The following is a 12,934-nucleotide window of genomic DNA, read 5'->3' on the forward strand; positions in this document are numbered from 1 at the left end:
GCTATGCCCCCATCGGCGGTAAACCATGAATCGCTCAAAATTCTGGCGCAGTGGCTTAAGCACCATGGAAGCATCCGGGTCAGGACGACCGACCCACGACGTCTGCTGAATGGGCGATACCCTCAGGGGCTGATCAGCGATGCAGAGCTCGATGCGCTGCTGGCTGTGTGGCACTGAAGCGGGACGCAGCCTATGCGTAAAAAAACGCCAGCGCATAGCGCTGGCGTTTTTGTTTGCCCGCCAAAACGCTACCCCGTGTAGGAGCGGCCTTGTGTCGCGAAAGGGCCGCGAGGCGGCCCCGGCGATATCAGCTTGGAAATGGCATCCTGGGCCCGCTACGCGCGCCTTTCGCGACACAAGGCCGCTCCTACAGGGCGAGCGCGTCTGGCGCAGGCAATCAGAAGCTATAGCTCCCGGTCACCACCAGGTTGCGCGGGTCGCCGAACTGGATCTGCGCTGCACTGGTGGCCGAGCTGTAGTAGGTCTTGTCGGCGATGTTGTTCAGCGCCGCCCGCACATCCCAGTCGCGGGTGCGGTAACCGGCCAGGGCATCCCAGCGGCCATAGCCCGGCAGCTTGATGGTGTTCTGGTTATCGGCAAAACGCTCGCCCACCAGGGTCAGCCCGGTTTCGGCGTACCAGCCAAGCTCAGGCTTCCAGGTCACGAACAGGCTGGCGTTGCGCCGGGCCACGTCGTTGATGCGGTTGCCTTCCTGGCCGTTGTTGTCCTTGACGATGATAGCGTCCTGCAGGCCGATGCCGCCGCGTACGTACCAGTTGCCCACCACGTGGCCGTTGGCGGTCAGCTCGATGCCGCGCGAGCGCTGCAGGCCCGACAGCAGGGTGATGGTTGGGTCGTTCGGGTCGCGGGTGCGGCGGTTGTACAGCTCAAGCTCGTAGATCGCCAGGGTGGTGGTCAGGCGCTCGTCCAGCCAGTCGCTCTTGACCCCGATTTCCTTCTGCCGGGTCTGCTCCGGGTCGGTCTGGTTGGTGTTGCCGGCCGCCCCCGGGGTGATGCCGATCAGCCCGCCGCCCACCGGCGAGTAGGTCTTGCTCCAGGAGGCGTAGAACGAATGCTCGCGCCACGGTGTGTAGACCACGCCCAGGCGCGGGCTGACGCTGTTGTCGTCCTGCTTTTCGCTGAGGCCGCGCAGCTTGTTGGTGGTCTCTACTTCGAACTGGTCGAAGCGCACGCCGGCCAGCAATTGCCACTGCTCGTTCAGGCGAATCTGGTCCTGCAGGTAGACGCCGCGGCTGTCGACCACCGTGTGGTTGTTGCTCGACACCATCATGGCGCCAGTGTGCTGCAGGTTGCGGTCGGGATTGTTCAGGTCCAGTGGTGGTACCGGGCGGCTACCGGCACCGGTTGTCCTGGCGGTGAGCAGCACCGGGTCGCGGCGCTGGTTGCCGAACTCCAGGCCCAGCAGCAGGGTGTGCTCCAGGCCCCAGGTGGCAAAGTCGCCCTCGGCCTCGAGGTTGTTGAACAGGTTGCGGGTGTTCAGGTCCTGCTGCCAGCGCTGACGGGTGACCAGGTTGGTGCGCGGGTTGTAGGCGGTCTGGTAGGTGTTGTCGAACTCGCTGTCGAGCTTGAACAGGCCCAGGGTGTGGCGCAGCTGCCAGTGCTCGTTCAACTGGTAGTTCAGGCGCGAGCGCAGCGACTCGGCGCGGTCGTCGATGTAGTCGCGCTGGGTATCGCCGTAGGTGCTGCTGCGGCTGACGTCTGCCGGGCGCCCGGTCAGCGGGTTGCCGGGGATGCCGCGGTCGGGGGTGCGGTTGTAACGGCTGTACTCGTACTGTACCAGCCAGTCCAGGTCGGGGCTCAGTTGCCAGCGCATCGAGGGGGCGAACAGCTGGCGGTTGCCGTCGACGCCGTGGCGGAAGCTGTTGCTGTCTTCGTTGCCCATGTTCAGGCGCAGGCTGAGGGTGTCGCTGGGGTCGGCGCTGAGGTCGGCATACAGGCTGCGCAGGTCCTGACTGCCGGCCTGGGCCTCGATGCTCGAGCGGCGCCCGTGTTCCGGGGCCTTGCTCACCCGGTTGACGATACCACCCTGGCTGCCACGGCCGTACAGCACGGCAGCCGGGCCCTTGAGCACTTCGACCCGTTCGATGTTGTGCAGGTCGCGGGTGTACTGGCTGTCGTCGCGAATGCCGTCCAGGTAGAAGTCGTTGCTGGCGTCGAAGCCGCGGATACGCAGGCTGTCGAAGCGGGTGTCGGCGCCGCTGCTGACGTTGGGTATGCCTTCGAGTGCCTTGCCCAGGCTGCTGTTGCCGTAGTCCAGGGCGGTGCGCGCCTTGACCGTGTCGATGGCCTGGGGCACGTAGCGCAGCGGGGTCGAGGTGCGGGTTGCGGTGCTGACTTCGCGCACGCGCGGGTTGTCTTCCTCGCGTTCGTTGTCGGCGGTTACCGAGGTTTCCGGCAGGGTGGTGGCGGCGCTGGCCAGGCTGGCGCCGAGCAGCAGCGTGAGGCCCAGGGGTGATAGGTGGCGGGGGGCAGGCATTGCAAGTGTCCGGATAGTGGGATGAGAAACCGGCGCGGATGTTAATGCGATGTATTCGCTATTGCATGGCTATTTGTAAAGCCTTGTCTTTACATATGTATCCATTTGTAACGTGGGTCCCGTTCGAAATCGCTCATGCCTAGCGCGTTTTCCGGCCTGGGTCTGTCAGGCGTATATGACAGCCGTGCGGTTTTTTTCCGCAATTCATGAAAGAGACAAAAATGCGCTGACTCAGGGCATTCAGGCGTGAGAATGCACTATCAGTGACCTCGTTTTTGGTTATATCAACCTGCAATTCACGATTTTTTGACATGTATAAGCAGGCGCGGATAGGATTCGGCCTCTACGCCTGCTGGCCATGACCTGGCCATGAGGTTCAAAGGCCCGCCGCAGACACTCTGCAGGCCTTTGAGCCGGATCCGCATAGCGTCGAACCTACGAAGGGGCGTTGGTTCCTGGCGTTTTTATGCAGCGCGTTTTTGAACTGGAAATAAGGAAAATAAACAATGTTGAAAACCAGGATCAGCCTGGTCGCCCTGGCGATGATCGCCGCGACCCAGGCACAGGCCAATGAGCAGGCCGAAAGCAAGGGCTTCATCGAAGACAGCCACGCCAACGTGCTGCTGCGCAACGCCTACATCAACCGTGACAAGAAGCACGGTACCGATGACCAGATCGAATGGGGCCAGGCTTTCATCGGCAACTTCTCCTCCGGCTTCACCCAGGGCACCGTCGGTGTCGGCGTCGACGCATTCGGCCTGTACGCCGTGCGTCTGGACGGCGGCAAGGGCCACAACGGTGGCGGCGGCGTCGACTTCTTCAAGCCGCACAACACCACGAACGCTGATGGCAACGCCAGCAGCCCGCACGACCTCGCCCGTGCCGGCGCTGCGGTCAAGTTCCGCATCTCCAACACCGTGCTCAAGTACGGTGACCAGATGCCGACCCTGCCGGTGCTGAACTACGATGACGGCCGCCTGCTGCCAGAAAGCTTCACCGGCACCCTGATCACCTCCAAGGAGATCAAGGGCCTCGAGCTGAACGCCGGTCGCTTCACCCAGGAAGCGCGCAAGAGCGCCGAAGGGCGTGACAGCGGCGGCCTGAAGTCGATCAACGTGCTCGGCGGCAGCTACAAGTTCACCGACAACTTCACCGCGGCCTTGTACACCGCTGACAACGAAGATGTGATGAAGAAGCACTACCTGGGCCTGAACTACGTCTTCCCGATCGCGGCAGACCAGTCCCTGACCCTGGACTTCAACGGCTACAAGACCGACATCGACAAGAAGTTCGTGCGTGACGCCAAGCTGACCGGCGACTCCAACACCATCTGGAGCCTGGCGGCCACCTACGCCTACGGCCCGCACTCGTTCACCCTGGCGCACCAGCGCAGCACCGGCAACACCGGCTACAACTACAGCGGCTACCAGAGCGCTGGCGGTGTGGGTGACGGCGGTTCGACCATCTACCTGGCCAACTCCTACTGGTCCGACTTCAACGCCGAAGACGAGCGCTCCTGGCAGCTGGGCTACGGCCTGGACTTCGGCGCCTTTGGCGTACCGGGCCTGACCTACAAAGTGGCCTACGTGGTGGGTGACAACATCAACACCCGTGGCTTCGGCGAAGGCAAGGAGCGCGAGATCTTCAACCAGGTGCGCTACGTGGTTCAGGAAGGCCCGGCCAAGGACCTGTCGATCAAGCTGCGCAGCTCGTTCCTGCGTACCAACAACGCAGTCCAGCAGAACGGCTACAACGACGACGGCAACGAAGTCCGCGTATTCGTCGAGTACCCGATCAGCATCTTCTGATACTGACCTGGCGTCTCCAGCAACCCCGGCCTTGGCCGGGGTTGTTCGTTTCTGGCTCTGCAAAGGTGCCACTGCTTGTGTGGGAGCAACTGTCTTGCGCTGCCTGAACCGGCCTCATCGCCGGCAAGCCGGCGCCTACAGGTACAGCGCAGGCCGCTCCCACAGGTTCCGTCCTGCTTGCACGGCGGCGCTGCTAGATGGCCTCTGCCGCTTCTTCACGGCGCGCCACTGCCACTACAGGCGCCACTTCAACCTCCCCGAGCTGCGGCGCAAAGCTGTCACTGCGCGCCATGCGCCACATTCGCCGGTAGAACTCGCTGTCGATCGTGTCGCTGAGCAACTCGCCCGGTTTGAGGAAGGTATGCAATTGCGAGAACAGGCTGATCTCGCTGGGGCTGATGCGCCGTGCCAGGTGCTTGGGCTTGAGCTCTGAAGGGTGTTCAAGGCCTGCAGCGGCGAGCATTTCGGCCAAGGCGTGCAGGGTGTTGCGGTGAAAACTTGCCACCCGCTCGGCCTTTTCCGGTACCACCAGTGCACGCTGGCGCAGCGGGTCCTGGGTGGCCACGCCGGTAGGGCACTGGTTGGTGTGGCAGCTCTGCGACTGGATGCAGCCGATGGCGAACATGAAGCCGCGCGCCGAGTTGACCCAATCAGCACCAATGGCCAGCACGCAGGCGATGTCGAAGGCGCTGACCAGCTTGCCTGCCGCACCGATGCGCACGCGTTCGCGCAGGTTCAGGCCAACCAGGGTGTTGTGCACGAACATCAGCCCGTCGCGCAGCGGCACGCCCATGTTGTCGGAGAACTCCCGGGGCGCAGCGCCGGTGCCGCCTTCCTTGCCGTCGACGACAATGAAGTCCGGAGTGATGCCGGTGGCCAGCATGGCCTTGGCAATGCCCATGAATTCCCACGGGTGGCCCAGGCAGAACTTGAAGCCCACCGGCTTGCCGCCGCTCAACTGGCGCAGCCGGGCGACGAACTGCAGCAGTTCCACCGGGGTGCGGAAGGCGCTGTGGGCAGCAGGCGAGATGCAGTCTTCACCTTCGCGCACGCCCCGGGTGGCGGCAATTTCAGCGCTGACCTTGTGCCCCGGCAGAATGCCGCCATGCCCGGGCTTGGCGCCCTGGCTGAGCTTGATCTCGATCATCTTCACCTGGGCATCGCCGGCTTGTGCGGCGAAGCGTTCGGGGTCGAAGCGGCCCTCCTCGGTACGGCAGCCGAAATAGCCGCTGCCGATCTCCCAGATCAGGTCGCCGCCGTGCTCGCGGTGGTAGGGGCTGATGCTGCCCTCGCCGGTGTCGTGGGCGAAGCGGCCCAGGCGCGCGCCCTTGTTCAGCGCGCCGATGGCATTGGCGCTGAGGGCACCGAAGCTCATCGCCGAAATGTTGAAGATCGACGCCGAGTAGGGCTGGGTGCACTGCGGGCCGCCGATGCGGACGCGGAACGCGGCCGGGTCGGCCTGATGTGCCGGCAGCATCGAATGGCTGATGAACTCGAAACCGGGCTTGTAGGCATCGTTCAACGTGCCGAAGGCCTTCTCGGCGCTTTCGTTCTTGGCCCGGGCGTACACCAGCGAGCGCTGGGCGCGGGAGAACGGCAGCTTGTCGTCGTCACCTTCGATCAGGTACTGGCGGATTTCCGGGCGAATGGTTTCGATCAGGTAACGAATGTTGCCCAGAATCGGGTAGTTGCGCCGCACGGCGTGGTGGGTTTGGCGCATATCGTTGAGCCCGACCAGGCTCAGCAGGGCGCAAACCAGGGCCAAAGGCCACAGTGTGGAGAGGAAGAAGAGGCAGGTGATGGTGCCCAGCAGGCACAGCGCCAGGCAGGCGTAACGGCTTGGGAACGAGGCTTTCATGGGTCCGTCGCAGGCGGGGTGAGCGCCCTAGGATAGGCAAAGCCAGGCGGCGGAAAACCAGGGGAATCGGTAAAAGACTGTTACGCAGCAGGTGGGCTGCGCCCCGCGTTCAGGCAACGCCGGGGCGACAGATGCGCGCGAGTGTTATCAGGCCTTGCCGGTGATGCGGCGGTACTTGGCCATCAGCTCGTCTTCGGACTCCGGGTGGGCTTCATCCAGGGGGATGCAGTCGACCGGGCAGACCTGCTGGCATTGCGGCTCGTCGTAGTGGCCCACGCACTGGGTGCACAGGTTGGGGTCGATCACATAGATCTCTTCGCCTTGCGAGATGGCGGCGTTCGGGCACTCGGGTTCGCAGACGTCGCAGTTGATGCAATCGTCGGTGATGATCAGGGACATGGGGACTCCGGCCGGGGCGTCGGGCCCGGGCATGTTTCAAAGCGATGTGCGCAATTGTGCCGCATTCGGGCCCGCAGTGCACGCAGGCGCGACCATCAGGCCGCGCCGTTGCTTCTATAACTTACTTGCGAAAGCGCTCGGTCAGCGCATCGGCCACCGCCGGGTGGACGAACTTGGTGATATCACCGCCTAACGCGGCGATTTCCCGGACCAGCGTCGAGGAAATGAACGAATAGCGCTCGGACGGGGTGAGGAACAGGCTCTCGACGTCCGGGGCCAGCTGGCGGTTCATGTTGGCCAGCTGGAATTCGTACTCGAAGTCGGACACCGCGCGCAGGCCGCGCAGGAACACGTTGGCGCCCTGTTCCTTGGCGAAATGCGCCAGCAGCGAGGAGAAGCCGATGACTTCGACATTGGGCAGGTGCTTGGTGACCTCGCGGGCCAGCTCGACCCGTTGTTCCAGCGGGAACAGCGGGTTTTTCTTGGGGCTGGCCGCCACGGCGATGATCACGTGGTCGAACAGCCGCGAGGCGCGCTCTACCAGGTCGCCATGGCCTTTGGTAATGGGGTCGAAAGTACCCGGGTACAACACTCGGTTCATCGCGTCTTCCTGGCTGGAGTGCGTTGGGGACTCGGATGGTAGCGCAGCGACTGCGCCCGGCCAAGTCGTGCGGCCGCCCGATGGCACTATAGACAGGGCAGGCGCGGGCTGTCATGCCCCGGGTGCCAGGCGGCCGAGCAGCCCATCGCTGAGCCGTGCGGCCAGGGCGTACACCGACAATTGCGGGTTGGCGCCAATGCTGGTGGGGAACAGCGAGCCATCGTGGATCGACAGGTTGGCCAACTGGTGGTGCCGGCCGAGGCTGTCGCAGACCGCCTGGCGCGGGTCTTCGCCCATGGCGCAGCCACCCATCACGTGGGCGCTGCCCAGGCGCATGCGCAAGGTGTCCAGGGCCAGGCCGTCGATCATCGCCCGGGCCAGTTCGCTGTTTGCGGCATAGCCAGCGTCGCCGTGGACCGGCATCACCTGGCGCGCGCCTGCGGCGAACTGGATTTGCGCCATGCTGTGCCAGGCCCGGCGCAGCCCGTCGCGCAGGTAGTCGTTGACGGGGTAGTCGAGCACCGGCGAGCCGTCGTCGCGCAACTGCACCTGGCCGCCCTGGCTCTGCGGGTGGAAGCCGTCGCGCAGCAGCGCCAGCATCACGTGGGTGTGCGGCAGTTCGGCCATGCGCAGGGCGTTGCCGCGGCCATGGCCGCCGAGCAGGGTGCTGGCCAGCGCCGGGTGCAGCGGCGGTACCTCCAGCTTGTAGCCCACCGGGCCGTCGACGCCGTCCTGCCACTGGAACTGGTCGCTGTAGATCGATTGCGGTGCACCGTAGTAGGGGTCGATTTTTTCCTCGAACTGCGCTGCGCTGAAGTTCACCAGGTGCAGGAAGGTGCGTTTGCCCAGGTGTTGGTGCGGGTCGGGCGCCTGGGAGCGCAGCAGCAGGGCCGGGCTGTTGATGCCGCCGCCGGCCAGTACGTAGTGGCGGGCCTGGACCCGGATCTGCCGGCCGGTCGGGTGCACGCCCTTGGCGTCCAGGGCCAGGCAATGCAGTTGCGAGACGCGCTCGCCGTCATGGCTCAAATGCATCGCCCGGGCCAGGTAGAGCAGTTCGCCGCCGTGCTCGAGGGTTGCCGGAATGCTGGTCACCAGCATCGACTGCTTGGCGTTCACCGGGCAGCCCATGCCGCAGTAGCCCAGGTTCCAGCAGCCGCGCACGTTACGCGGGATCACTGCCCAGCGGTGGCCGAGGGCTTCGCAGCCGCGGCGCAGCACGTCGTTGTTGGGGTTGGGCGGCATGGCCCAGGGGCTGATGCCCAGGCGCTGCTCCATGCGCTCGAACCAGGGCGCCATGCTGGCCTGGTCCAGGCCTTTCACCCCGTGCGCCTGGGCCCAGTGCTGCAGGGTTTGCGCCGGGGTACGGAAGCTCGAGGTCCAGTTGACCAAGGTGGTGCCGCCCACCGCCCGGCCCTGCAGGATGGTGATGGCGCCGTCCTTGCTGAGCCGGCCGAGGCCTTCCTGGTACAGGTCGGCGTAGGCCTCGCTCTCCAGCAGGTGGAAGTCGCTGCTGGTTTTCAGCGGGCCCTCTTCGATGAGCAGCACTTTCAGCCCGGCAGCGCTGAGGATTTCGGCCGTGGTGGCGCCGCCTGCGCCGCTGCCGATGATGGCGACGTCGGCCTCAAGCGTCAGGTCCTGGTCCAGGCGCGAGCCATCATGGGTGATCCAGCCTCGTTCGAGGCCTTGGCGAAACGGGTCGGGGACGGGCATCGCGGCGTTAATCCTCATGGAAAATCGATAACGGGCTGGTTTGGCAAGAACCCTGTAGGAGCGGCTTCAGCCGCGAACACTGGCATAGCCGGTGCCATCCACCGCGCTGCCTGCTTCGCGGCTAAAGCCGCTCCCACAGGGATTGCATGGCCTTCAGGCCGGCGGTGTACCTGTAGGAGCCGGCTTGCCGGCGATGAGGCCGGTACAGCCTGCCCAAGACCGTGGCTCCCACGCAGAACCTCAGATTTTCGGCGGCCCAGGGTAGCCACAGGCGGCCCAGGCCTCGGGCCGTTCGTACCAGGCCATCAGCAGCAGTTGCAGCAGCGACGCGTGCCCCTGGCGCAGCATTTCCAGCGAGCTGGTTCGCCAGCGCTCGAGAAACGCCTCGACCTGCTTGCTGCTCGCATTACCCCAGCTACCCCACACCCCGGTCAGCGGCCCGCGGGTCACCGGCAGGCTGAGCACGTCGAGCAGCTGCCGGGTGAGCTTGAGCATGGCCGGCGACAGCGCCGCGACTTTGCCGTCGAGGCTGCCCAGCACCGTTTGAACGCTAGCCTGGGTGCCCGCCAGCACCACGGGTATCAAGGCTTCGAGCAACGGCAGGTCGTCATCGCGCAGCACCTGGTAGCCGGCTGCGGCCCCTTGCTTGCTACAGCCGACCAGGCTGGCGGTGCCGAGGAACAGGCTGGCGCCCAGGCTGAATTTGAGCAGGTCGCGTCGTTGCATGGGCGGCCCCTTTTCAACGGATGAACAGCTTGTACACCAGGCGTTGCAGGGCCTTGCCGTAGGGCGGGTAGATCAGCCGGGCGGCGTTCAGGCGCTGCTTGGCCAGCACCGCCTTGGCCTTGCTGAAGGTCTGGAAACCCTCGCGCCCGTGGTAATGGCCCATGCCCGAAGGGCCGATGCCGCCGAACGGCAGGTCGTCCTGGGCCACGTGCAGCAGGGTGTCGTTGAGGCAGACGCCGCCGGAGTGGGTGTCGCGCAGGACCCGCGCCTGCTCGCTGCGGTCGTAACCGAAGTAGTAGAGCGCCAGCGGGCGAGGGCGCTGGTTGATATAGGCCAGCGCCTGATCGAGGCTGTCGTAGGGCACCAGAGGCAGCAGCGGGCCGAAGATTTCTTCCTGCATCACCTGCATGTGCTCGTTCACCTCCAGCAGCAGGTGCGGCGGCAGGCGCCGGCCCTGGCGGGGCTCGTCAGGGTACAGGTCGCGCACCTCGGCGCCTTGTTCGCGGGCATCGCTCAATAGCCGTTCCAGGCGCTCCAGCTGGCGCGGGTTGATGATCGCGCTGTAGTCGGGGTTGTCGGCAATGCGTGGGTACAGCCGGTGCACCGCCTGGCGGTAGGCCTCGGCGAAGGCTTTCATCCGTTCGCGCGGCACCAGCACGTAGTCGGGGGCGACGCAGGTTTGCCCGGCGTTGAGGGTCTTGCCGAAAGCGATGCGCTCGGCGGCGGTGGCCAACGGCACGTCCTGCGCGACGATGGCCGGCGACTTGCCGCCCAGCTCCAGCGTTACCGGTGTGAGGTTTTGCGCTGCGGCCAGCATCACCTGGCGGCCGACGCCGGTGGCGCCGGTGAACAGCAGGTGATCGAACGGCAGTCGGGCGAAGGCCTGGCCCACCTGCACATCGCCCAGCACCACGCTTACCAGGTCTTCGGGGAATACCCGCCCCAGCAGCGCCTTGAGCGCTTGCCCGGTCGCCGGGGTGGCTTCGCTGAGCTTGAGCATTACCCGGTTGCCGGCGGCCAGGGCACAGGTCAGCGGGCCGATGGCGAGAAACAGCGGGTAGTTCCACGGCACGATGATGCCCACCACCCCCAGTGGCTGGTACAGCACCCGTGCGCTGGCCGGCTGGAAGGCCAGGCCGGCGCGGCGCCGGGCCGGGCGCATCCAGCGCTGCAGGTGGCGCTCGGCATGGCGCAGGCCCTGCACCGATGGCAGCAGTTCGGCCAGCAGGGTTTCGTCCGCGCTGCGCCCGTCGAAGTCGCGGTCGATGGCCTCGATCAGCGCCTGTTGCCCGTTCACCAGCGCTTGGCGCAGGCTTTTCAGCCACTGCCGGCGCTGCGCAGCGGGTGGCATGGGGTGGCTGGCAAAAGCCCGGCGCTGGTCGGCGAACGTCGCCTCCAGGCCGAGGTCCGAACAGACAGGGGGCAGGGTCGAGGTCATGGCGCGGGCACCGGCGATCAAAGATGAATAGAGCCTATACTCTAATTCGCTGCCCGGTGAGGGGTTTTTCCGCCCAACCTGCGGACTTTTACGCAGCCTTCACCTGACGCATCGCGGTGGCAAACCGTATGATGCCCACTTGACCGTGAGCCTGGAGACTGGAGCTGAGCATGGCCCCGCGCATGAAAACCCGTGAGCGCATCGTGCAGAACAGCCTGGAGCTGTTCAACCAGCAGGGCGAGCGCAGTGTCAGCACCAACCACATCGCCGCGCACATGGAAATTTCGCCCGGCAACCTCTACTACCACTTCCCCAACAAGCAGGCGATCATCGCTGTGCTGTTCAGCCAGTACGAAGAGCTGGTCGACAGTTTTCTGCGCCCGCCCCAGGGCCGCGGCGCTACGGTGGAGGACAAGCGTTTTTATCTGAAGGCACTGCTGGCGGCGATGTGGAACTACCGCTTCCTGCACCGCGACCTCGAGCACCTGCTGGACAGCGACCCCGAGCTTGCCGCGCGCTACCGGCGCTTCTCGCAGCGCTGCCTGCAGCAGGGCCAGGCGATCTACCGGGGCTTCGTCGAGGCCGGCATCCTGGCCATGGACACCGCGCAGATCGAATCGCTGACCATCAACGCCTGGATCGTGCTGACGTCCTGGGTGCGTTTTCTCAGCACCACCCGCGAACATTCCGCGCACCTGGGTGAAGAAGCCTTCAAGCGCGGCGTCTATCAGGTACTGGTGCTGGAGCTGGGTTTCGTTACGCCCGGCTCGCGCACTGCGGTCGACAGCTTGTGCGACGAATTCCACATACCCTTCAACCAGGCGCTGGAGCACTGAGCCGGCGCCCTTGAGCCATCCATCAGGAGATTGTCATGCCCCTTGCGCAACTGATCACCCCGCAGCAGCTGGCCGAGCGCCTGGATGCGCCTGGCCTGGTGATCCTCGATTGCCGTTTTGCCCTGGAAGACGTCGACTATGGCCAGCGCAGCTATGCCTTGGGGCATATCGCCGGCGCGCATTTCGCCGACCTTGAGCGCGACCTCAGCGGGCCAGTGGTCAAGGGCCGGACCGGGCGGCACCCGTTGCCTGAGCCTGGGCACTTGGTCGAGCGCCTGCGCGAGTGGGGGGTGGATGCCGACAGTGAGGTGGTGCTGTATGACGACGGCCCGGGCGCCTTTGCCGCGCGGGCCTGGTGGTTGCTGGCGTGGTTGGGCAAGCGCAGCGGGGTGTTCATTCTGGATGGCGGCCTGAAGGCCTGGCACGCGGCGCATCTGCCGCTGAGCCTGGACCCGCCGGTGCGCCGCGAGGGTACCTTCAGTGGTGAGCCGGACATGAAATTGCTGATCGATGCCCAGCACCTGGCCAAGCGCCTGGATGACCCGGCGATGACCCTGCTCGATGCCCGGGCGCTGCCGCGGTTTCGCGGTGAGGTGGAGCCGATCGATCCGGTGGCCGGGCATATTCCGGGGGCGCAGTGTGCGGCGTTTACCGACAACCTGGGGGCGGATGGGCGGTTTTTGCCGGCCGAGCAATTGAAATTGCGGTTTGCCGAGAAGCTGGGTGGGCGTTCGCCTGAGCAACTGGTGGCTTATTGTGGGTCGGGGGTGACGGCTTGCCATAACCTGTTTGCCCTGGCGTTGGCGGGGTATCCGTTGGGGCGGTTGTATGCGGGGTCTTGGAGTGAGTGGATCAATGATTCTTCGCGGGGGGTTGTTAAGGGGGATTGAGGGTCGGACATTGGTTAATTGGTTAATTGGTTGTTTGGCTGGTTTTGGAAGTTGTATGCGCATTCATTATTTGTAGTGACGCTTATTCACCTTTCCGCCCTTACGGCGGGTTACTTTTTTTCGTGGAAAAAAGTAACCAAAAACCGTGCGCTCCATTCATCCGGCCCCTGC

The 12,934-nt window shown here is 65.0% G+C and carries 10 protein-coding genes; 3 read left to right on the forward strand and 7 right to left on the reverse strand.

The window, feature by feature from the left end; all coding sequences use genetic code 11:
- Nucleotides 1-397: 397 nt before the first annotated feature.
- Complete coding sequence (locus ACI2KK_RS03755) at nucleotides 398-2,497, reverse strand: TonB-dependent receptor (RefSeq protein WP_404667917.1); 2,100 nt, start codon at nucleotides 2,495-2,497, stop codon at nucleotides 398-400.
- A gap of 506 nt (nucleotides 2,498-3,003) precedes the next feature.
- On the opposite strand from ACI2KK_RS03755, the gene ACI2KK_RS03760 reads away from it, so the two are divergent.
- Complete coding sequence (locus ACI2KK_RS03760; RefSeq protein WP_404667918.1) at nucleotides 3,004-4,305, forward strand: OprD family porin; 1,302 nt, start codon at nucleotides 3,004-3,006, stop codon at nucleotides 4,303-4,305.
- A gap of 193 nt (nucleotides 4,306-4,498) precedes the next feature.
- On the opposite strand, the gene ACI2KK_RS03765 is transcribed toward ACI2KK_RS03760, so the two are convergent.
- The 6 genes from ACI2KK_RS03765 to ACI2KK_RS03790 form a co-directional block, all read right to left on the reverse strand.
- A complete protein-coding gene (locus tag ACI2KK_RS03765; RefSeq protein WP_404667919.1) occupies nucleotides 4,499-6,163 on the reverse strand; it encodes an FMN-binding glutamate synthase family protein in 1,665 nt (554 codons plus the stop codon).
- Between the two features lie 147 nt (nucleotides 6,164-6,310).
- Nucleotides 6,311-6,562 (reverse strand): YfhL family 4Fe-4S dicluster ferredoxin, encoded by a 252-nt coding sequence (locus tag ACI2KK_RS03770; RefSeq protein WP_200140954.1) that lies wholly within the window; start codon nucleotides 6,560-6,562, stop codon nucleotides 6,311-6,313.
- A gap of 121 nt (nucleotides 6,563-6,683) precedes the next feature.
- Nucleotides 6,684-7,163: a pantetheine-phosphate adenylyltransferase gene (coaD, locus tag ACI2KK_RS03775; RefSeq protein ID WP_217840800.1), complete on the reverse strand. Its 480-nt coding sequence runs from the start codon at nucleotides 7,161-7,163 to the stop codon at nucleotides 6,684-6,686.
- A gap of 111 nt (nucleotides 7,164-7,274) precedes the next feature.
- Nucleotides 7,275-8,873 carry a GMC family oxidoreductase N-terminal domain-containing protein gene (locus ACI2KK_RS03780; protein ID WP_404667920.1) on the reverse strand — a complete coding sequence of 533 codons (1,599 nt, stop codon included), beginning with the start codon at nucleotides 8,871-8,873 and terminating at the stop codon, nucleotides 7,275-7,277.
- Nucleotides 8,874-9,113: 240 nt separating this feature from the next.
- Nucleotides 9,114-9,599, reverse strand: coding sequence for a twin-arginine translocation pathway signal protein (locus ACI2KK_RS03785; protein WP_404667921.1), 486 nt, complete (start codon nucleotides 9,597-9,599; stop codon nucleotides 9,114-9,116).
- Nucleotides 9,600-9,612: 13 nt separating this feature from the next.
- A complete protein-coding gene (locus ACI2KK_RS03790) occupies nucleotides 9,613-11,037 on the reverse strand; it encodes a coniferyl aldehyde dehydrogenase (RefSeq protein ID WP_404667922.1) in 1,425 nt (474 codons plus the stop codon).
- Nucleotides 11,038-11,207: 170 nt separating this feature from the next.
- Here ACI2KK_RS03790 and ACI2KK_RS03795 point away from each other — a divergent pair, with 170 nt between their 5' ends.
- Together ACI2KK_RS03795 and ACI2KK_RS03800 are read left to right on the forward strand one after the other, a co-directional pair.
- Nucleotides 11,208-11,873: a TetR/AcrR family transcriptional regulator gene (locus tag ACI2KK_RS03795; RefSeq protein ID WP_404667923.1), complete on the forward strand. Its 666-nt coding sequence runs from the start codon at nucleotides 11,208-11,210 to the stop codon at nucleotides 11,871-11,873.
- A 35-nt stretch (nucleotides 11,874-11,908) separates the two neighbouring features.
- Nucleotides 11,909-12,763, forward strand: coding sequence for a sulfurtransferase (locus tag ACI2KK_RS03800; RefSeq protein WP_404667924.1), 855 nt, complete (start codon nucleotides 11,909-11,911; stop codon nucleotides 12,761-12,763).
- Nucleotides 12,764-12,934: the final 171 nt, after the last annotated feature.

The organism is Pseudomonas sp. NPDC089406, from assembly GCF_044900265.1.
GTDB lineage: Bacteria > Pseudomonadota > Gammaproteobacteria > Pseudomonadales > Pseudomonadaceae > Aquipseudomonas > Aquipseudomonas fakonensis.